This window comes from Cupriavidus sp. 01L46, from assembly GCF_056399905.1.
Map to the genome: position 1 here is coordinate 16,167 of NZ_JBFTSF010000059.1, position 20,392 is coordinate 36,558.

The window sequence follows — 20,392 nt, forward strand, 5'->3', positions numbered from 1 at the left end:
CTGATCCATCCATATACCTATCTATCGCTGGCTTCCCACGAGTGCGTTTGCTTCAATAAGGTAAGAAGGTAAGACGAAGACGACCCAAGCGGAGGTAAGCAATGCGAAGCTCATCCCCCCAGCAGGCTCCATTGCATGCGCGGCCGGTCCACACCGTGCCGCCGGCCGAGGATCCGCTGCCCCCGGGCGTGCCGCCCGACCTTCCTCCGATCGAAGAGCCACCGCCGCCATCGGAGCCGCCTGTGGCCGCGCCGCCGCGCCGGGCGTGAATGGCTACGGTGTGCGCAAGGCGCGCCKGTACTGGATAGCCTCGCCCACATGGCTGGGCTGCAATTGCTCGGCGCCCGCCAGGTCGGCAATGGTGCGGGCGATCTTCAATACGCGGAAATAGGCGCGCGCCGACCAGGCCAGCTTGGCCATGGCGCCGCGCAGCAATGCCTGCGCCTCGGGCGCGAGCGGGCAATGTTCGTCGATCTCGCGACCGGACAGGGCGGCGTTGGGCTTGCCCTGGCGGGCCTGCTGCACGGCCCGGGCGGCCAGCACGCGCTGGCGCACGTCGGCGCTGGGCTCTCCGGGCGGGCCGTCGAGCATTTCCTGATGATCCTGCGCCGGCACTTCCACCTGTAGGTCGATCCGGTCGAGCAACGGTCCCGACAGCCTGGACTGGTAGCGCAGCACCTGGTCAGGCGTGCAACGGCAAGGACGGGAAGGGTGTCCCTGATAGCCGCAAGGACAGGGGTTCATCGCGGCAATGAACTGGAAGCGCGCCGGGAAGTCGGCCTGCCGCATGGCGCGCGAGATGGTGACGCGGCCCGATTCCAGGGGTTCGCGCAGGACTTCCAGCACCTTGCGGTCAAATTCAGGCAACTCGTCCAGGAACAACACACCTTGGTGGGCCAGCGAGATTTCGCCCGGCCGGGGATTGCTGCCGCCGCCCACCAGCGCCGCTGCCGACGCAGTGTGATGCGGCGAGCGGTAGGGCCGCTCACGCCAGCGGGCGGGATGGAAGCCGGCGGCGGTCAGGCTCTGCACCGCGGCGGATTCCAGCGCTTCGTCCAGGGTCATGGGGGGCAGCAGGCTGGCAAAGCGCTGCGCCAGCATGGACTTGCCGGTGCCGGGCGGACCGACCAGCAGTGCCGAATGCTGGCCCGCCGCCGCGATCTCCATGGCGCGGCGCGCTTGCGTCTGGCCCCGCACGTCACGCATGTCCGGGCCGGCCGGGTCGCCTCCGGCGATCTCGACCAGCGGCTCCGCACGCGCCAGGCGGTCCGCCGGCAGGGGGCCAAGGTGAGCGCAGACTTCCAGCAGGGAGTGCGCCGCATATACCGTGACGCCGTCGATCAGGGCCGCCTCGGGCGCGTTTGCCGCCGCGACCACGAAGCTGCGCGCCGGGCCTTCGCCAGCGGCTTGCCGTGCCGCGTTGTCGCGCCCCAGGCCCATGGCCATGGCCAGTGCCCCGCGCACCGGGCGCAATTCGCCGGACAGCGACAGCTCGCCGGCGAACTCGCTGGCATCCAGGCCATCCAGCGGGACTTGCCCGCTTGCGGCCAGGATGCCGAGCGCGATCGGCAGGTCGAAGCGCCCGCTTTCCTTGGGCAGGTCGGCCGGCGCCAGATTCACCGTAATGCGCCGGCTGGGAAATTCCAGCCGGCTGTTGAGGATCGCCGCGCGCACCCGCTCGCGGCTCTCGCGCACTTCGGTATCGGCCAGCCCGACGATATTGWAGGCGGGYAGGCCGTTGGYCAGGTGCACCTCGACCGACACCAGCGGTGCCTCGAGTCCGGTCAGCGCCCGGCTACGCAGGAGGGCGAGGCTCATCTCACTCCAAAAAGCATCAAGGAAGTGTTAACGAAAATGGCCGCCGGAGTACGGCGGCCATTCTGGCGGTCGAGGGCTGCGCCCGGGTCATCGGCCCCCCGGGGCAAACACGGGACCCGGCAACGGTTTCAACCCGAAACAGGCGCGTCGGAGCCGCCTGCCGAGCGGCTTTCCAGCGCCTGCACACGGGCTTCCAGTTCCTCCAGGCGCGCGCGGGTGCGCGCTAGCACCTGCGACTGGACGTCGAATTCCTCGCGGGTGACCAGGTCGAGCTTGGAAAACCCCTGCGTCATCATGCTGCGGACGTTTTTTTCGATGTCCTTGGCCGGCGAATTGCGCAGGGCTTCGCTGATCTTGGCCTGGAAATCGTTGAAGAGATCGGTGGGTTTCATACTGGTTCTCCTGTTGCACCGCCTTGGTGCGGATAACTGGGTGGGCGGGATTCGGCATGCTGCATCGCGGTGCACCGAAACGGGGTGTGGGCAAACGCGGTGCGTGCACGGCACTTGCCGCCGGCATGGGCCGATTATCGCGCTTCAAGCGTCCCCGGGAAAGCGCCAGCGCGGGCTGGTAACACCTTTTAACGTCAGTCAGTTCGCTGGGAGGCAGTCGGCCTGGTCCAATTCGATGTCTTTTTGCGCACAAAATGACGCTCTCACGCCACGGTTCCTTCCTGGCACGGCAGTTGCAGTAATGGTGACAGGAGCCTCGTTCTACAAACTACTTTCAAACACACGAGTACCGAGCCAGAGGAAAAGGAGAACACACCCATGAAGAAGTTGGYCCTTGCAGTCAGCGCCAGTGCAGTTGTGCTTTGCGGKCTCGCCCCCGCCGCCTTCGCCCAAAGCAATGCGCAGGAGGGCGGTGCACCTACCGACGCCGCCGCCGCCGCCGAGGCTTCGCCGCACACCTTCACCGCCAACGTGACCTTGGCCAGTGAGTATCGCTATCGCGGCTTGATGCAGACCAACCGCCGCCCGGCGATCCAGGGCGGGTTCGACTACTCGCATTCGAGCGGCTTCTATGTSGGYAACTGGAACTCGAGCATCAGCTGGCTCGGCGACAGCAATTCGAAAGTCTCGGCACCGATCGAGATGGACTTCTACGGCGGCTTCAAGAACACGGTGACGCTGGCCGGCCTCGAGTGGAACTATGACGCAGGCGTGCTGCAGTACTACTACCCGGGCGATTACCCGAACGGCTTCACCCGCCCGTACACCACGGAACTGTATGTCGGCGCTGGCGCTGGCCCGGTGTTCTTCAAGTACTCGCAGGCGCTGACCAACCTGTTCGGCTTCGCTGACAGCAAGTACAGCTACTACGCCGACCTGTCGGCCAATGTGCCGCTGAACTTCTGGGACCTGACGCTCAATGCCCACGTCGGCTACCAGAACGTGAAGCACGTGAACAGTGCCTCCTACACCGACTGGAAGCTCGGGCTGACCAAGGACCTGGGCAAGGGCTTCGCACTGGCGATCGCTTATATCGACACCAATGCGCACAAATCGGCCTATACCAATGTACCGGGCCGCTACGTCGGCAAGGCCACAGCCTGGGCTTCGATCACCAAGACTTTCTAAACACGCATCAGGTTGAGCGGACGCCGGACGCGAGGCCGGGCCGTCCCGCTCAGAGGAGAAATCGGATGAAACTGATCATCGCCGTCATCAAGCCGTTCAAGCTCGACGAGGTGCGCGAAGCGCTCTCGGACGTGGGCGTGTCCGGCATCACCGTGACTGAAGTCAAGGGCTTCGGCCGCCAGAAGGGCCATACCGAGCTGTACCGGGGCGCGGAGTACATCGTGGATTTCCTGCCCAAGGTGAAGATCGAAGTGGCCGTCCCGGACGACGTGGTCGACCGGGCCATCGAGGCGATCGAGAAATCGGCGCGCACCGGCAAGATTGGCGACGGCAAGATCTTTGTCGCACCGATCGAGCAGGTCATCCGCATCCGCACCGGCGAAACCGGCGGCGATGCGCTGTGACGCACAGCCCAACGACAAGAGGTTAATCACAATGAAATCCTGGTTCAAGCGCATCCTGACAACCGGCGCCATGGCGCTGGCCCTGGGCACGGCCGGCATCGGCCTGTCCACCCACGCCGTGGCGCAGGACAAGCCTGCGGCCGAAGCCTCCGCGCCGGCGGCCACCACCGCACCTGCAACTGCCGCGCCTGCAACTGCCTCCGCTCCCGCGGCAGCGGCAGCTGCGCCTGCGGAGAACGCCGCCCCTGCCGCAGCGCCCGCACCGGTGCCCAACAAGGGCGATACCGCCTGGCTGCTGGTTTCCACCGCCTTCGTGATCCTGATGACGCTGCCTGGCCTGGCGCTGTTCTACGGCGGCCTGGTCCGCTCGAAGAACATGCTGTCGGTGCTGATGCAGTGCCTGGTGATCTTCTCGCTGGTGTCGCTGCTGTGGGCCATCTACGGCTACAGCTTCGCCTTCACCGAGGGTAACGCCTTCTTTGGCGGCACCGACCGGCTCTTCATGAAGGGGCTCAATGTCGATGCCGTGGCTGCCACCTTCTCCAAGGGCGTGGTGGTGCCGGAACTGGCTTACTTCGCCTTCCAGTGCGCCTTCGCAGCCATTACCTGCGGCCTGATCATCGGCGCTTTCGCCGAACGCGCCAAGTTTTCGGCGGTGCTGGTCTTCGTGGTGCTGTGGTTCACCTTCTCGTACATCCCGATGGCCCACATGGTCTGGTTCTGGCCTGGTCCTGACCTGTACACCGACGCGGCAGCCGGCGCGGCAGCCACGGCCAAGGGCGGCTGGCTGTTCCAGAAGGGCGCGCTCGACTTCGCTGGCGGCACGGTGGTGCACATCAACGCAGCCGTGGCTGGCCTGGTGGGTGCCTTCATGTTCGGCAAGCGGATCGGCTTTGGCCGTGAGGCCCTGCGTCCGCACAGCCTGACCTTCACCATGGTGGGCGCCTCGCTGCTGTGGTTCGGCTGGTTCGGCTTCAACGCCGGCTCGGCGCTGGAAGCCAACGGCTCGGCCGCACTGGCCTTCGTCAACACCCTGCTGGCGACCTGCGCCGCCGTGCTGTCCTGGACCTTCGGCGAATGGATCAGCAAGGGCAAGCCCTCGATGCTGGGYGGCGCTTCGGGCGCTGTAGCTGGCCTGGTGGCCATCACCCCGGCGGCCGGCTTCGTCGGCCCGATGGGTTCGATCGTGATCGGCATCGCCGCCGGCCTGCTGTGCCTGTGGGGCGTAACCGGCCTGAAGAAGCTGCTGGGCATGGACGACTCGCTCGACGTCTTCGGCGTGCACGGCGTGGGCGGCATCCTGGGTGCGCTGCTGACCGGCGTGTTCGCCGCGCCGAGCCTCGGCGGCACGGGTGTCTATGACTACGTGGCCAACAAGGTCTCGGACGATTATTCGATCGTGGGCCAGGTGTGGATCCAGTTCGAAGGCGTGCTCACCACCATCGTGTGGTCGGGTGTGGTGGCTTTCGTCGCCTTCAAGCTGGTGGATATGCTGATCGGCCTGCGGGTGCCGGAAGAAGAAGAGCGCGAGGGCCTGGACATCACCTCGCACGGCGAGACCGCGTATGAAGCCTGATCGTAAAGGTGTTGTGCTGGAGAGCTGATTGGGAATCTTCTCTCAGGAGTTTCGCCCGGCCTTGTGCCGGGCTTTTTTCATTGCAGGCGTCCGCCGCGGGCGGCTGCCCAGGCGGGAAGCGGAGCCGGCGGCTTTTTCGTAAAGTGCTTAAATCCGATCTTAAAAAGCTTCAATTGTTTTTGAGGGGGGCCGCACATACAGTGCCAGTGAGGCAGTTTCCTCCACCTGCAGAACGCTCCCCGTATCTGTCAGGCCATTTGAAAGCGCGGCTCCTGCCGCGCTTTTTTTTGCCTCCCGGCCCGGCTGGCAGACCGCCCGGAAGTGCTTTGGATCCCTCTTCGGGCCTCCCCCTTTTATTCCGGGCCCCCATCCCCATATCCGTATCCCTTATCCCTTATGCCGGCGCTCGCATATGCTTATTCAGGCGGCGCCAGCAGCCAATTGGCCGTTCCTCTACAATCTGGGCGAACGATAAAGACGATCAATAGGATGTTTATGGTCCCGCATCTCATCACCGCGCTGAACGGTCCGCTGCTCGAGCTGGAAAAAAAGATCCTGGATGCGACGCCGTCCATCGAGCGCTGGTTCAGGCTGGAATGGCAGGAACATACGCCTCCGTTCTACTGTTCGGTCGACCTGCGCAACGCCGGCTTCAAGCTGGCCCCGGTCGATACCAACCTGTTCCCGGGCGGGTTCAACAACCTGGCGCCTGAAATGCTGCCACTGGCAGTCCAGGCGGCGATGGCGGCGATCGAGAAGATCTGCCCCGACGCCAAGAACCTGCTGCTGATCCCCGAGCGCCACACCCGCAACATGTTCTACCTGCAGAACGTGGCGCGGCTGTCGCTGATCATGCGCCAGGCCGGCCTCAACGTCCGCCTGGGCTCGCTGTCCGAAGACATCACCGAACCCACGCCGATCGAGCTTCCCGATGGCCAGACGCTGGTGGTGGAGCCGCTGGCCCGCCTCGGCGCGCGTGGCCGCCGCCTGGGCCTGAAGGACTTCGATCCCTGCTCGATCCTGCTCAACAACGATCTCTCCGCCGGCATTCCCCCGATCCTGGAGAACATCAACGAGCAATACCTGCTGCCGCCGCTGCACGCGGGCTGGTCCACGCGCCGCAAGTCGAGCCATTTCTCGGCCTACGACGAAGTCGCCAAGAAGTTCGCCAAGCTGATCGACGTGGATCCGTGGATGGTCAACCCGTACTTCGCCAAGTGCGGGGGCATCGATTTCCATGAGCGCATTGGCGAGGAGGCGCTGGCCGATTCGGTCGAAGGCGTGCTCAAGAAGATCGCCAAGAAATACCGCGAGTATGGCATCAAGGAAACGCCGTATGTCGTGGTCAAGGCCGATGCCGGCACTTATGGCATGGGCATCATGACCATCAAGGATCCGTCCGAGATCAAGGGGCTGAACCGCAAGGAACGCAACAAGATGAGTGTCGTCAAGGAAGGCCTTGAGGTCAACGACGTCATCATCCAGGAAGGCGTGCACACCTTCGAGAAGGTCAACGAGGCGGTGGCCGAGCCGGTGGTGTACATGATCGACCGCTATGTGGTCGGTGGCTTCTACCGCGTCCATACAGGTCGCGGCAACGACGAGAACCTGAATGCGCCGGGCGCGCATTTCGTGCCGCTGGCGTTCGCGCCCAACGGCATTCCGGACAGCCATGCCAAACCGGGCGCGGCCGTGCCGAACCGCTTCTATATGTATGGTGTGGTGGCGCGGCTGGCTTTGCTGGCGGCGTCGCTGGAACTCGAGAAGACCGACCCTAATCCGATTCTCTGAGACAAACGCTGCGACCGGGACGAGCCAACATGCGCATTCTGTTTATTACCGACCCGCTGGACACCTTCAAGACCTACAAGGATTCGACCTACGCCATGATGGTGGAGGCGGTCGAGCGCGGCCATGAGTTGTTTGCCTGCCTGCAGTCGCAACTGTCGCTGTCGGCCCATCAGGTCGAGGCGGTGGTGCGCCCGCTGCAGCTGACGGGCGACGCCCATGACTGGTACCGTGCGGGCGAGCCCGGCCTGCAGCCACTGACCGGCTTCGATGCGATCGTGATGCGCAAGGATCCGCCCTTCGACATGGAGTACGTGACCAGCACCTGGCTGCTGGAGCTGGCCGAGTCGCAGGGCGCCAATGTGTTCAACAAGCCGCAGGCGATCCGCGACCATTCCGAAAAGCTGGCGATTGCCCGCTATCCCGAATACATCACGCCAACCCTGGTCACCCGTGACGCGGATCGTATTCGCGCGTTCCACGCCGAGCATCGTGATGTGATTTTAAAGCCTCTTGATGGCATGGGCGGGATGGGGATCTTCCGGGTTGGCGCGGATGGCCTGAATCTTGGCGCCATCATCGAGACGCTGGGGGAAAACGGTGCGCGCACCCTGATGGTGCAACGTTATATTCCCGAGATCAAAGACGGCGACAAGCGCATCCTGCTGATTGGCGGCGTGCCCGTGCCGTACTCGCTGGCGCGTATTCCCAAGGACGGCGAAGTGCGCGGCAACCTGGCGGCGGGCGGCACCGGCCGCGCCCAGGCGCTCTCGGCGCGCGATCGCGAGATCGCCGAGGCGCTGGCCCCGGGCCTGTGGGAACAAGGCCTGCTGCTGGTTGGGCTGGACGTGATCGGCKACTACCTGACCGAGGTCAATGTGACCAGCCCGACGTGCTTCCAGGAAATCACGCAGCAGACCGGGTTCCAGGTGGCTGCCATGTTCATCGACGCCCTCKAGCACGCGGTACAGGCGCGTTCGCGCTGAATCACGGGCGGGCTGCCTGCTACAATCGCGTCAATCCAACGGATTCACCACCATGGCAGGCATCCTGATCATCGCGCACGCCCCGCTGGCTTCGGCATTGCGCGAGTGCGCCGCCCACGTCTACTGCGGCCAGCCCCAACGGCTCGAGGCGATCGACGTCATGCCAGACGCCGAGCCCGCCGCCGTGCTGGCCGAGGCCCGGCGCCGCCTGGCCGAAGTCTGCGAAGACAACGGCGCGCTGGTGTTGACCGACATCTTTGGCGCCACGCCGGCCAACATTGCCGCGCGCCTCGCCGAGCCGGGCCGCGTCAAGGTGCTTGCCGGCGTCAATCTTCCCATGCTGGTGCGCGCCATCYGCTACCGTGCCGAGAAACTCGACCAGCTCGCCCTCAAGGCGTTGGCAGGGGGCTCGCAGGGTGTACTGCAGGTAGGCTCCACCACCGTCCAGAACCAGATCGCAAATCATCCCGACAAATATGCTGCAGAGGGACACCAACATAATCAATAAGCTTGGGCTGCATGCCCGTGCTTCCGCCAAGCTGACGCAACTGGCGGGCAACTTCGTCAGTCAGGTCAAGATGTCGCGCAATGGTCGGCAGGTCGACGCCAAGAGCATCATGGGTGTGATGATGCTGGCCGCCGGCATCGGCTCCACCGTGACCATCGAGACCGACGGGCCCGATGAGCAAGAGGCCATGGACGCGTTGCTGGCGCTCATCGCCAATCGCTTCGGCGAAGGGGAATAGGAGGCCGGGGGATGAAAGGCGGCGGCACCGAACGCCGCAGCGGGCCTGGCCGGGGCCGCATCGCCGCACATCCTGAAGCCGTTTCCAAGGTGGCTGGCCCTGGCCAGACTTTTTAAACGTTCCGGACGGAGCGGTACATGCCATTTGCCCTGCACGGCATCCCGGTTTCGCGCGGCGTCGCCATCGKGCGCGCGCATTTGCTGGCGCCTGCCGCGCTTGATGTCTCCCATTACCTGGTCGACGAAGACCGGCTTGATGCCGAGGTCGAGCGCTTGCGCTCGGCGCGTGCGGCGGTGCGGGCCGAGCTGGTCACGCTCAAGCGGGATCTGCCGCGCGAGGCGCCGGAAGAACTGGGCGCCTTCCTCGACGTGCATGCCATGATCCTCGATGACGAGGCGCTGGCGCGCGAGCCCGAGGCGCTGATCCGCAACCGGCGCTACAACGCCGAATGGGCGCTGACCACGCGGCTCGAAGAGCTGATGCGCCAGTTCGACGAAATCGAGGACGAATACCTGCGTGAACGCAAGGCGGACATCCGCCAGGTGGTCGAGCGCATCCTCAAGGTGCTGGCCGGCGCGGCCGTGCTGGCCCCGGCCCCGGTGCCACCTTCCTCTCTGGCTCCCGACGGCGAGCCCGCGCCCGGCGTGATCGTGGTCGCCCACGACATCTCGCCGGCCGACATGCTGCAGTTCCGCCACACCGTGTTCCACGGCTTTGTGACCGACCTTGGCGGACGCACTTCCCATACCGCCATCGTGGCGCGCAGCCTCGACATCCCCGCCGCCGTGGGCGTGCAGAGCGCCAGTGAGCTGATCCGCCAGGACGATTGGGTCATCATCGACGGCGATGCGGGCCTGGTCATCGTGGATCCGTCCGCGATCATCCTTGAGGAGTACCGCCACCGGCAGAGCGAGCGCGCGCTGGAAAAGAAGCGCCTGCAGCGCCTGCGCCATACGCCCGCGGTGACGCTGGACGGGCTCGAGATCGACCTGCTGGCCAATATCGAGATGGCGGAAGATGCCACCGCGGCGCTGACCGCGGGCGCGGTTGGCGTGGGCCTGTTCCGCTCCGAATTCCTGTTCATGAACCGGCGCGGCGAGCTGCCCGACGAGGAAGAGCAATTCGAGGCGTACCGCGGCGCCGTGGACGCCATGCACGGGCTGCCGGTCACGATCCGCACCATCGACATCGGCGCCGACAAGCCACTGGATGGCCGCGACGGCCGGGATGGCCGCGGCGACGATTTCGAGACGGCCCTCAATCCGGCGCTGGGCTTGCGCGCGATCCGCTGGTCGCTGTCCGAGCCGGCCATGTTCCTGACCCAGTTGCGCGCGCTGCTGCGTGCTTCGGCCTTTGGCCCGGTCCGGCTCCTGATCCCGATGCTGGCTCATGCCCGCGAGATCGACCAGACGCTGGACCTGATCGCGCAGGCCAAGCGCCAGCTCGACGCGCGCGGCCAGGCGTTCGACCCCAACATCAAGGTCGGGGCGATGATCGAGATCCCGGCCGCGGTGCTGATGCTGCCGCTGTTCCTGCGGCGCATGGATTTTCTCTCCATCGGCACCAATGACCTGATCCAGTACACGCTGGCCATCGACCGTGCCGACAATGCCGTCGCGCATCTCTACGACCCGCTGCACCCCGCGGTGCTGCAACTGATCGCCCGCACCATCCGCGAGGCCAACCGCGCTGGCGTGCCGGTGGCGGTGTGTGGGGAGATGGCCGGGGATCCCGCCATGACGCGCCTGCTGCTGGGCATGGGGCTGCGCGAGTTCTCGATGCATCCCTCGCAGTTGCTGCGGGTCAAGCAGGAAGTCCTGCATGCCGACTGCGAAAGACTGGAGCGGCTGGTGGAGCAGGTGCTGAGCGCTTACGAGCCGGAGGAGCTCGCCTGCGCGTTGAAACTGCTCTGACAACCCTGACTGCGTTAAGGTTTTTACGAAAATCCAACGCCGGCAGATGGTTTCCAGGTCTCTTTTTTGCTGGTTGTGACGTTCCCTGTCTCTGCAATCCCCGGGGTAAGTGCCGCGTTCTTGGCATGTACCCCACCCCTCTCCCAAGGAGGGATTTGTGTACGTTTGCATCTGCAATCAGGTTACCGACCGAGAAATTCATGGCGCTGCGCATCTAGGCGTGTCCACGCTCGACGAGCTGGCTGAAACGCTGGGTGTTGGCACGTGCTGTGGCCGCTGTCGCGAATGCGCTCAACAGGTGCTTTGTGAAGGCGTCGCGGCGGTACGCAACGTCAAGGTCTCCACCATCCAGGTCGTGCCCATTTCTTCCTGTTCGTCATCGGGCCCACGTGCCATAATGGACACTCGGGACMCGGCAGTCGCGAACGACCAGCGCACTGAGCTGGTTGCTTAAACTCGCCCGCAACTTTCAGGTTGCGGCGCGTATTCGCTTGTTTTGACTGCCTGCGGCGCGCCTTGCGCCGCTTCGCGTTTTTGCGGGGGCCCGTTGCAACAAGGAGCCACCAATGAAAGGTGACAAGAAGGTCATCCAGCATCTGAACGCGCAGCTGAAGAACGAGCTGACCGCGATCAACCAATACTTCCTGCACGCTCGCATGTACCGCCACTGGGGCCTGAAGAAGCTCGGCGATATCGAGTACAAGGAATCCATTGGCGAGATGAAGCATGCCGATCGCCTGATCGATCGCATCCTGATGCTTGACGGCCTGCCCAATCTGCAGGACCTCAACAAGTTGCTGCTGGGCGAAGACACCCCGGAAATGCTCAAGTGCGACCTGAAGCTCGAGCAAGGCGCGCATKCCACCGTCAAGGAAGGCATTACGTATTGCGAATCGGTGGGCGACTACGTCAGCCGCGAGATCCTGGTCGAGATCCTGACCGATACCGAAGAGCACATCGAATTCMTCGAGACGCAGCTCGACCTGATCGACAAGGTTGGCCTGCCGAACTATCTGCAATCGCAGATGGAGCCGGGCGAGCAATAATCCGCCCAGCAGCCGGCCGCAAGTTCGCAAGAACCCAGTGGCCGCAACCGCGCGGCGCCACTCGGTGCTGCCGGTTCCGCCCGCATCCAGGCGGTAACCCTTATCATTCAGATTCCCATTCTTCCCTCAGCCTGACCGCCCTTGCCAGGGCCGATGCTTGCGCCAGCTTGAGCGCGATACGCCTATGCTGCGGAGAAGGGAGCCGAATCGGCATCGCACCACACTACACCACGCTAAACCAAACCAAACGACAGGAGCCAGCATCATGGCAGACCCGATCCGCCTGACGCAGTACAGCCATGGTGCCGGCTGCGGATGCAAGATTTCGCCGCAGGTGCTCGACGTGATCCTTGCCGGCAGCGGCAACCAGCATCTCGATCCGCGCCTGTGGGTCGGCAATGCCTCGCGCGACGATGCGGCGGTTTATGCGCTGGATGGGCTGGAAGCGGGCCGTGGCGTGGTGTCCACCACCGATTTCTTCATGCCGATCGTCGATGACCCGTTCGACTTCGGACGCATCGCCGCCACCAACGCCATCAGCGACATCTACGCCATGGGGGGCGATCCGCTGCTGGCCATCGCCATCCTCGGCTGGCCAGTCAAGCTGCTGCCGCCCGAGGTGGCGCGCGAGGTGGTGGCAGGTGGGCGCCGCGCCTGCGAGGAAGCGGGCATCCCGCTTGCCGGCGGGCATTCCATCGATGCGCCGGAGCCTATCTTCGGGCTTGCGGTGACTGGCGTGGTCGACCGCGCGCACCTGAAACGCAACGACACCGCGACCGCCGGCTGCCGGCTGTACCTGACCAAGCCGCTGGGCATCGGCGTGCTGACCACCGCCGAGAAGCAGGGCAAGCTGCGCGCCGAGGATATCCACCTGGCGCGCGACTGGATGTGCGTGCTCAATCGTCCCGGCAGCCGCTTCGGCAAGCTGGCCGGTGTGCGGGCCATGACGGATGTCACGGGCTTTGGCCTGCTCGGGCACCTTGTCGAGATGGCAGACGGCAGCCGCCTCACCGCGCGTCTTGACCACGCCGCCGTGCCGTTGCTGCCGGAAGTGCTGCGCTACGTCGAGGCCGGTTGCGTGCCAGGCGGCACCCAGCGCAACTTCGATAGCTACGGCGCGCGAATTGGCGCGGGGATCGGCAACCAGGGTGGCGCGTTGAGCGAGGTGCAGCGCGCCTTGCTGTGCGATCCGCAGACCAGCGGAGGCTTGCTGGTGGCGGTCGAGCCTGCTGGCGAGGCCGCATTCCATGGCGCTTGCGCGGAGTTTGGCCTGGCACTGGCGCCGGTCGGCGAGTTCGTCGAGCAGGGCCGGTATGCCGTCGAGGTGATCTGATGCGCGAGGACACGGCCGACTTTCGCCAGCTCTTTGTGTCCGGTGCGCCGCTGCTCGATGCGCGCGCGCCGGTGGAGTTCGCGCGCGGCGCGTTTCCAGGCGCGGTTAACCTGCCGCTGATGGACGATGCCGAGCGGCACCAGGTTGGCTTGTGCTATGAGGAGCAAGGGCCGCAGGCCGCGCTCGCGCTAGGCCACCAGTTGGTGACCGGCGAAATCCGCGCGGCGCGAACCGCGGGCTGGGCGACTTTTGCGCGGGCGCATCCCGACGGCTACCTGTATTGCTTCCGCGGCGGCCTGCGCTCGCAGATCGTGCAGCAATGGCTGCGCGAGGACGCCGGTATCGCTTATCCGCGTGTGACGGGCGGCTACAAGGCGATGCGCAGCTTCCTGATCGAGACCCTCGATGCGGCCGCCGCTGAATGCAGCTTGCTGGTGCTGGGCGGTATGACCGGGAGCGGCAAGACTGAGCTGATCACCGAGCTGATCGCCGACCTGGTCACGGGCCCGAGCGGCAGCCGGGACGCCGCCATCGACCTGGAGGGCCTGGCTCGGCACCGCGGGTCCAGCTTTGGCCGGCGCACGGTAGCGCAGCCCACGCAGATCGATTTCGAGAATGGCCTGGCGATTTCGCTGCTGCGCCATCGCGCGGCCGGGCTGCCGGCGCTGGTGGTCGAGGACGAGGGGCGCTTCATCGGCGCGCGCAACCTGCCGCAGGCCTTCTACCAGGCGATTCAGCTAGCGCCACTGGTCTGGCTGGAGGAATCCTTCGAGGCGCGCGTGCGCCGCGTGCTGGAAGACTACGTGCTTGGCCTGTCGGGGGAGTTCATGGCGGCGCTGGGTGAGCAGGCGGGTTTCGCCGCTTACGCGGCGCGCCTGCGCGATGCCATGGCGGCCATTGCCAAGCGGCTCGGCGGTACGCGCTACGAGCGGCTCTCGGCCTTGCTGGACCAAGCGCTGGCGCGCCAGGAGGAAACGGGCGAGACCGACCTGCATCTGGGCTGGATCGCCTTGCTGCTGCAGCAATACTACGACCCGATGTACGCCTACCAGCGCGAACAGCGCGAGGCCAGGATCGTGTTCCGCGGCGAGCGCGCCGCGGTGCTGGCTTTCCTGCGTGAGCGCACCCGCGCCTGAACGCGCGMAGGCCGCCTAGGGGGCGGCTTGCGCGTGCGCGCCACCGCAGACTTCGCAATCGGCCACGCGCGCGAGGCGCATCGTGGTCCATTCCATGCCAAGCGCATCGACCATCAGCAGGCGGCCGGCCAGGGTGGTGCCGACGCCCATCAGCAGCTTGAGGGCCTCGGCCGCCTGCACCGTGCCCACCATTCCCACCAGCGGCGCGAACACGCCCATGGTGGCGCAAGCCACTTCCTGAGCCGGCTGCGAGGGCGGGAACAGGCAGGCATAGCAGGGCGCGCCTGGCTGGCGGCGGTCGAACACGCTGATCTGCCCGTCGAAGCGCAGGGCCGCGCCGGACACCAGGGGCACGCGGTGCTGCACGCAGGCGCGGTTGACGGCCTGGCGCGTGTCGAAGTTGTCGCAGCAATCGAGCACCACGTCGGCATCAGCCACCAGGCGCGCTAACTCCGCGGCGCCTACGCGCGCTTGCACCAGGCGCACGTCGATGCCCGGGTTGATGCGCAGCATGCCCTCCCGCGCCGATTCCACCTTGGGGCGTCCGACATTGGCGGTGGTGTGGATCACCTGGCGCTGCAGGTTGGTCAGGTCGACCACGTCGTCATCGACCACGGTGATGGTGCCCACGCCGGCCGAGGCCAGGTAGGGCAGGGCGGCAGCGCCCAGGCCGCCCGCGCCGATCACCAGCGCGTGGCTGGCGAGCAACCGGCTCTGGCCCTCGATGCCGAGTTCGTCGAGCAGGATATGCCGCGAATAGCGCAGCAGTTGATCGTCGTTCATGGCGTGCAATGCAAAAGCGGCCCCGCAGGGCCGCTGTTATTCATCAGGATTTCAGGGAGCCTTGCCGGTCGGCGTGCCCAGCGGCGTGCCCATCGGGGCGCTGGCCGGCGGCGCGCCGGCTGGTGCCTTGGTGGCCGGCTTGGCCGGGGTAGCCGCCTTGGCTGCCGCAGGCTTGGCCGGCTTGTCCGACGTGGCCACGGCTTCGAGCTTGGACTTGGAGCGCTTGACCGGCTGGCCTTCGAGCTGGGCAATGGCTTGCTGCAGCATGAAGTCCTCGGCCGAGCCGAACTCGATCGGCTTCTTCTTGCGTTCCTTGTCGCGCTCTTCCTGCGTCTTCTTGGCGTTTTCTTCCTCGAGGCGGCGCAGTTCCTCGACGCGGCGCTGTTCGCGCTCGTTCATCTCGGGCTCTTCCGATTCCTGCTTGTTGTGCAGGTGGCGCTCGGTGTCGATCTCGCGGGTGATCAGCGCGTCGTCAGGATCGCCTTCCGGGTTCTGGTCGACCGGGATGTCCGGGCGGATGCCCTTGGCCTGGATCGACTTGCCCGTCGGCGTGTAGTAGTACGCGATGGTCAGCTTGATGCCGGTGTCGTTGGTGAGCGGGCGCACGGTCTGCACCGAGCCCTTGCCGAACGTGGTCTTGCCCATGATCAGCGCGCGCTTGTGGTCTTGCAGCGCGCCGGCAACGATTTCGGAGGCCGACGCCGAGTAGGCGTTGGTCAACACCACCATCGGGATCTTTTTATACAGCGCCGGCAGGTCCTTGAGCGGATCGTCCTCGAGCGAGGACAGCCGGTAGTTGTTGAACGTGGTCTTGTAGACGCGCTTGGCATCGGGCACCTGGCCATTGGTCGAGACCACGGTCACGTCGTCGGGCAGGAAGGCTGCCGCCACGCCGACCGCGCCTTGCAGCACGCCGCCGCCGTTGTTGCGCAGGTCCAGGATCACGCCCTTCAGGTTGGGGTTCTTCTGGGCCAGTTCGTCCAGTTTCTTGCCCAGGTCGGCCACCGTGCGTTCCTGGAAGCTGGTCAGGCGGACCCAGGCGAGGCGGTCATTGTCGATCAGCTTGGCCTTGACCGACTGCACGCGGATCTCCGCGCGCGTGATCGACACCGGGAAGGTGCGCTCGTCGCTCTTGCGGTAGATGGTCAGCGTGACCTTGGTGCCCGGCTCGCCGCGCATGCGCTTGACGGCCTGCTCCAGCGGCAGGCCGCGCACGGGCTTGTCGTCGATGCGGGTGATCAGGTCGCCGGGCTGGATGCCGGCGCGGAAGGCGGGGGTGTCTTCGATCGGGTTGATCACCTTGACCAGYCCTTCTTCCTGCGAGATTTCGATCCCCAGGCCGGCGAAGCGTCCGCGCGTGCCTTCCTGCAGTTCCTTGAAGTCCTTCTCGTCCAGATAGGCCGAATGCGGATCCAGGCTGGCGACCATGCCTTTGATGGCTTCGGTCAGCAGCTTCTTGTCATCCACCGGCTCGACATATTCGCGCTTGATCTGGCCGAAGATGTCGGCCATCAAGCGCAACTGCTCCAGCGGCAGCGGCCCCGGCGAATTCTGCGCCGTGGCCGATAGTTGCAGCGTGGCGAGCACGCCGGCAACGAGTCCGGCAGTAACAAGACTGATGTTCTTGAGCGTCTTACGCATGAGGGCTGCCTGAACGTGTGAGGATTGTGCTGTGTCGGAGCCGGCCTGGCGCATCGCACCGGCCGGATTTGTCCGACAGTATAAGAGGGAGCGGCAAAAAAGGCCTGGTCCACTGMCTGAGGCGGCCGGGCGAGCCTCGCGGCGCGCGCCCGGCCTGGGCCTCAGTTTGCCTTGCCTTGGTTCGCCACGGCGGCCAGGGAGGCTGCGATTGCTTCCTGGTCGCCCAGGTAGTAATGACGCAGCGGGCGCAAGTCGGCGTCCAGCTCGTACACGAGCGGGGTGCCATTGGGGATGTTGATGCCAACGATGTCGTCATCCGAGATCTGGTCCAGGTATTTCACCAGCGCGCGGATGCTGTTGCCATGGGCGGCGATTACCACGCGCTTCCCCGCTTTGATGTCGGGGGCGATCGATTCGTTCCATAGCGGCAGCACGCGCTCGACCGTGTCCTTCAGGCATTCGGTCAGCGGAATCTGCTCGCGCGGCACTTGCGCGTAGCGCGGATCGTCGTAAGCCGCACGCGGATCGTCCACTTCGAGCACCGGCGGCGGGGTGTCGTAGCTGCGGCGCCATACCAGCACCTGCTCGTTGCCGAACTTGGCGGCGGTTTCGGCCTTGTTCAGGCCGGACAGCGCGCCATAGTGGCGTTCGTTMAGGCGCCATTCGTTCCGGACCGGAATCCACATCAGGTCCATTTCGTCCTGCACGTGCCACAGCGTGCGGATGGCACGCTTGAGCACCGAGGTGTACGCTACATCGAAGGCCAGCCCTGCCTCGCGCAGCAGCTTGCCGCCCAGCTTGGCCTGGGCCACGCCGGTGTCGGTGAGGTCGACGTCGACCCAGCCGGTGAAGCGGTTTTCGAGATTCCACGTGGATTCGCCGTGGCGGATGAGAACGAGTTTGTACATGCTGCTTCCAAAGCGTGAGAAACCTGTGTGCGCCCTGCCACATACCGCCGCACATGTGTCAACTAGGAGACAATAGCGGGTCGCGGGCGCCAAACCGTCTATTTTATAATGCCGCCGACTCAACCCACCGGAATGCCAACGTGAATTTCTTCGCCGACTACAACAACCTTGCCTTGATCGCCCTCGCCGTCGTGTCGGGCGGCCTGCTGGCGTGGCCCGCCATCTCGCGCGGAACCTCCGGCAAGACCGTCAACCCGGCCGCCGCTACCCAGCTGATCAACAAGCGCAATGCCGTGGTCGTGGATATCCGGGAAGCCACCGAATACGCCAAGGGCCACCTGCCGCAAGCCAAGAGTGCGCCACTTTCCGACCTGGCAAGCCGTGCCGCCAGCCTTGCAAAGGACAAGTCCGTCCCCATCATCGTCGTGTGCCAGACCGGCCAGCGCTCGGGCAAGGGTCAAGCAGCCCTGAAGGAAGCCGGTTACAGTGAGATCTATTCGCTCGAAGGCGGCCTTGCCGCCTGGCAGCAAGCCGGTCTGCCCGTCGTCAAGTAAGCGGCGCAGGCAAGCGGCGCCGGGGGCACGTCCTCCGTTGCCGCCGCTGYCCCGGCTTGCGAGCACCCGACCAACTTCCGGATTCCGTTTTTCAAGGAGATGCGCATGGCMCGCGTTGTAATGTACAGCACGGTAGTTTGTCCGTATTGCCAGATGGCCGAGCGCCTTCTGAAGGCCAAGGGCGTGGAGGCGATCGAGAAGATCCTGATCGACCGCGAGCCCGGCAAGCGCGAGGAAATGATGAGCCGCACCGGTCGCCGCACCGTGCCGCAGATCTACATCGACGAGACCCATGTCGGTGGCTTCGACGACCTCTCGGCGCTCGATCGCCAGGGCGGACTGGTGCCGCTGCTGGCAKCCTGACGCGCCGCCTGCCTCGCTGCGGGTGAATTCGCCACCCGCGTCATGTACCATATACGTTTTCCAACCGGGTGCCGACCCGGGCCGTGACCCTGGGCCAATCCCGCCCAGGGTGCCAATGTCCCGCACGCCTGGCCCCCAACGCCCATTTTTCCGGAAGCCTTTCATGAGCGACCAGCAGAACAATCAGCAGGAAGACCAGCCGTTCTTCAACATCCAGCGCGTGTACCTGAAGGACATGTCGCTCGAGCAGCCGAATTCGCCCGGCATCTTCCTCGAAACCGAAGCGCCGGCCGTGGAAGTGCAGGTGAACGTGGGTGCCTCGCAGCTCCAGGAAGGCATCTTCGAAGTCGTTGTGACCGGTACCGTGACCACCAAGGTGCAGGACAAGGTTGCCTTCCTGGTGGAAGCCCACCAGGCCGGCATCTTCGATATCCGCAACGTKCCGGTGGAGCAGCTCGACCCGCTGCTGGGCATTGCCTGCCCGACCATTCTCTACCCGTACCTGCGTAGCAATATCGCCGACGTGATCACCCGCGCCGGCTTCCAGGCCATTCATCTGTCGGAAATCAACTTCCAGGCCCTGTACGAACAGCGCCTGCAGGCCGCGATGGAAGAAGCGGAAACCGCACAAGGTGGCAACAGCGGCATCGTGATGCCCGACGGCAGCCAGGCTCGTCACTGATCCTGCTGCAGGATGTCRCAAAGACGGGGCTTCGGCCCCGTTTTGTCTTTCCGGTTCGCGTCATTCGTGGCGCGCAAGGCTTAAGGTTTCGAGGCCGAACAAGCGAGGCAAACCGTCATGAAAATCACTGTCTTCGGTGCAGGTGCCTGGGGCACCGCGCTCGCCAGCCATGCCGCCGCGGCCCACGATGTGGTGCTGTGGGGGCGAGATGCCGCCCAGCTGGCCGCGATCGGCGCCGACCGCGTCAATGCTACCTACCTGCCGGGCGTGCCGCTGTCCGGGCGGCTCTTGGTGGAACCCGATTTCGAGCGGGCCGCGGCGCATGCCGATATCGAGCCCGATGGCCTGGTGATCGTCGCCACGCCAGTTTCGGGCCTGCGCGAAATGACGCGCAGGCTGGCCGCGAGCCAGGCCGGGGGTTTGCGCATGCTCTGGCTGTGCAAGGGCTTCGAAGCCGGCACCAATGCCTTGCCGCACCAGATGGTGCGCGAAGAACTCACTGCCGCCGGCCGTCTCGCCGACACCAGCTACGGCGTGCTGACCGGCCCGAGTTTTGCCCGTGAAGTGGCGCTGGGCCTGCCCTGCGCGCTGACCGTGGCGGGCACCTCGCCGGCACTCTCCGAGTTCGCTCAGCAGGCGTTCCATCACCATGCCATGCGCATCTACGGCAGCGACGACCTGGTCGGCGCCGAGGTGGGGGGCGCGGTCAAGAACGTGCTGGCGATCGCCACCGGCGCCAGCGATGGCCTGGGCCTGGGCCTGAACGCGCGCGCCGCGCTGGTAACGCGCGGCCTGGCCGAAATGACCCGGCTCGGCATGGCGCTGGGCGGACGCGTCGAAACCTTCATGGGCCTGGCGGGCATGGGCGACCTGATCCTGACCGCCACGGGCGATCTCTCGCGCAATCGCAAGGTCGGCCAGCAACTGGCCGAGGGCAAGACGCTGGCGCAGATCCTGGCCGAGTTGGGCCACGTTGCCGAAGGCGTGCGCTGCGCGCAGGCCGTGGCGGCGCTGGCCGCGGCCAAGGGCGTCGAGATGCCGATCACGCGCGCGGTATGCGCCGTGCTTTTCGAGGGGCTGCCTGCCGCCGATGCGGTGGCGCGGCTGCTCCAGCGCGATGCGCGCGATGAGTGAG

The 20,392-nt window shown here is 65.5% G+C and carries 21 protein-coding genes; 16 read left to right on the forward strand and 5 right to left on the reverse strand.

Going from position 1 to position 20,392, the window contains the following annotated elements; all coding sequences use genetic code 11:
* Positions 1-273: 273 nt before the first annotated feature.
* Both AC1DS3_RS12920 and AC1DS3_RS12925 read right to left on the reverse strand, forming a co-directional pair.
* On the reverse strand, positions 274-1,818 hold the full coding sequence (locus AC1DS3_RS12920; RefSeq protein WP_477127303.1) for a YifB family Mg chelatase-like AAA ATPase: 1,545 nt from the start codon (positions 1,816-1,818) through the stop codon (positions 274-276).
* Between the two features lie 128 nt (positions 1,819-1,946).
* Positions 1,947-2,210 carry an accessory factor UbiK family protein gene (locus AC1DS3_RS12925; RefSeq protein WP_441632240.1) on the reverse strand — a complete coding sequence of 88 codons (264 nt, stop codon included), beginning with the start codon at positions 2,208-2,210 and terminating at the stop codon, positions 1,947-1,949.
* 378 nt (positions 2,211-2,588) lie between these two features.
* Between AC1DS3_RS12925 and AC1DS3_RS12930 the strand changes: the two genes are divergently transcribed.
* The 12 genes from AC1DS3_RS12930 to mnmH all read left to right on the forward strand — a co-directional run bounded on the left by AC1DS3_RS12930 (position 2,589) and on the right by mnmH (position 14,326).
* Positions 2,589-3,398 (forward strand): TorF family putative porin, encoded by an 810-nt coding sequence (locus tag AC1DS3_RS12930; RefSeq protein WP_477127304.1) that lies wholly within the window; start codon positions 2,589-2,591, stop codon positions 3,396-3,398.
* Positions 3,399-3,463: 65 nt separating this feature from the next.
* Positions 3,464-3,802, forward strand: a complete 339-nt coding sequence (locus AC1DS3_RS12935; RefSeq protein ID WP_006159494.1) for a P-II family nitrogen regulator — start codon at positions 3,464-3,466, stop codon at positions 3,800-3,802.
* Between the two features lie 31 nt (positions 3,803-3,833).
* The gene (locus AC1DS3_RS12940; protein ID WP_477127305.1) at positions 3,834-5,378 is read left to right on the forward strand and encodes an ammonium transporter; all 1,545 of its coding nucleotides are present in this window, start codon (positions 3,834-3,836) and stop codon (positions 5,376-5,378) included.
* A gap of 495 nt (positions 5,379-5,873) precedes the next feature.
* On the forward strand, positions 5,874-7,169 hold the full coding sequence (gshA, locus tag AC1DS3_RS12945) for a glutamate--cysteine ligase (RefSeq protein WP_174426580.1): 1,296 nt from the start codon (positions 5,874-5,876) through the stop codon (positions 7,167-7,169).
* Between the two features lie 29 nt (positions 7,170-7,198).
* Positions 7,199-8,152: a glutathione synthase gene (gshB, locus tag AC1DS3_RS12950; protein ID WP_477127306.1), complete on the forward strand. Its 954-nt coding sequence runs from the start codon at positions 7,199-7,201 to the stop codon at positions 8,150-8,152.
* Positions 8,153-8,204: 52 nt separating this feature from the next.
* Positions 8,205-8,660, forward strand: a complete 456-nt coding sequence (locus AC1DS3_RS12955) for a PTS sugar transporter subunit IIA (RefSeq protein WP_477127307.1) — start codon at positions 8,205-8,207, stop codon at positions 8,658-8,660.
* Positions 8,629-8,898: an HPr family phosphocarrier protein gene (locus tag AC1DS3_RS12960; protein ID WP_035861002.1), complete on the forward strand. Its 270-nt coding sequence runs from the start codon at positions 8,629-8,631 to the stop codon at positions 8,896-8,898. Before AC1DS3_RS12955 ends, AC1DS3_RS12960 begins: the two co-directional genes overlap by 32 nt.
* 137 nt (positions 8,899-9,035) lie before the next feature.
* On the forward strand, positions 9,036-10,811 hold the full coding sequence (ptsP, locus tag AC1DS3_RS12965) for a phosphoenolpyruvate--protein phosphotransferase (protein ID WP_477127308.1): 1,776 nt from the start codon (positions 9,036-9,038) through the stop codon (positions 10,809-10,811).
* A 157-nt stretch (positions 10,812-10,968) separates the two neighbouring features.
* A complete protein-coding gene (locus tag AC1DS3_RS12970) occupies positions 10,969-11,265 on the forward strand; it encodes a (2Fe-2S)-binding protein (RefSeq protein WP_477127309.1) in 297 nt (98 codons plus the stop codon).
* 112 nt (positions 11,266-11,377) lie between these two features.
* Positions 11,378-11,857 carry a bacterioferritin gene (gene bfr, locus AC1DS3_RS12975; protein WP_477127310.1) on the forward strand — a complete coding sequence of 160 codons (480 nt, stop codon included), beginning with the start codon at positions 11,378-11,380 and terminating at the stop codon, positions 11,855-11,857.
* Between the two features lie 265 nt (positions 11,858-12,122).
* A complete protein-coding gene (selD, locus tag AC1DS3_RS12980; RefSeq protein ID WP_441632253.1) occupies positions 12,123-13,190 on the forward strand; it encodes a selenide, water dikinase SelD in 1,068 nt (355 codons plus the stop codon).
* Positions 13,190-14,326: a tRNA 2-selenouridine(34) synthase MnmH gene (gene mnmH, locus AC1DS3_RS12985; protein WP_441632255.1), complete on the forward strand. Its 1,137-nt coding sequence runs from the start codon at positions 13,190-13,192 to the stop codon at positions 14,324-14,326. The genes selD and mnmH overlap by 1 nt, the downstream gene beginning before the upstream one ends.
* A 15-nt stretch (positions 14,327-14,341) precedes the next feature.
* On the opposite strand, the gene AC1DS3_RS12990 is transcribed toward mnmH, so the two are convergent.
* The 3 genes from AC1DS3_RS12990 to gpmA form a co-directional block, all read right to left on the reverse strand.
* On the reverse strand, positions 14,342-15,109 hold the full coding sequence (locus AC1DS3_RS12990) for a HesA/MoeB/ThiF family protein (protein ID WP_441632257.1): 768 nt from the start codon (positions 15,107-15,109) through the stop codon (positions 14,342-14,344).
* A 51-nt stretch (positions 15,110-15,160) separates the two neighbouring features.
* Positions 15,161-16,750: a S41 family peptidase gene (locus AC1DS3_RS12995; RefSeq protein ID WP_441632259.1), complete on the reverse strand. Its 1,590-nt coding sequence runs from the start codon at positions 16,748-16,750 to the stop codon at positions 15,161-15,163.
* A 161-nt stretch (positions 16,751-16,911) separates the two neighbouring features.
* A complete protein-coding gene (gene gpmA / locus AC1DS3_RS13000; RefSeq protein WP_441632261.1) occupies positions 16,912-17,658 on the reverse strand; it encodes a 2,3-diphosphoglycerate-dependent phosphoglycerate mutase in 747 nt (248 codons plus the stop codon).
* Between the two features lie 140 nt (positions 17,659-17,798).
* Between gpmA and AC1DS3_RS13005 the strand changes: the two genes are divergently transcribed.
* From AC1DS3_RS13005 to AC1DS3_RS13020, 4 genes are all read left to right on the forward strand, one after another.
* Positions 17,799-18,212: a rhodanese-like domain-containing protein gene (locus AC1DS3_RS13005; RefSeq protein WP_150989682.1), complete on the forward strand. Its 414-nt coding sequence runs from the start codon at positions 17,799-17,801 to the stop codon at positions 18,210-18,212.
* A 105-nt stretch (positions 18,213-18,317) separates the two neighbouring features.
* Positions 18,318-18,575: a glutaredoxin 3 gene (gene grxC, locus AC1DS3_RS13010; protein ID WP_477127311.1), complete on the forward strand. Its 258-nt coding sequence runs from the start codon at positions 18,318-18,320 to the stop codon at positions 18,573-18,575.
* Between the two features lie 163 nt (positions 18,576-18,738).
* Positions 18,739-19,257, forward strand: coding sequence for a protein-export chaperone SecB (secB, locus tag AC1DS3_RS13015; RefSeq protein WP_043343340.1), 519 nt, complete (start codon positions 18,739-18,741; stop codon positions 19,255-19,257).
* A gap of 117 nt (positions 19,258-19,374) precedes the next feature.
* On the forward strand, positions 19,375-20,391 hold the full coding sequence (locus tag AC1DS3_RS13020; protein ID WP_441632264.1) for an NAD(P)H-dependent glycerol-3-phosphate dehydrogenase: 1,017 nt from the start codon (positions 19,375-19,377) through the stop codon (positions 20,389-20,391).
* The last annotated feature ends 1 nt before the right edge of the window (position 20,392 follow it).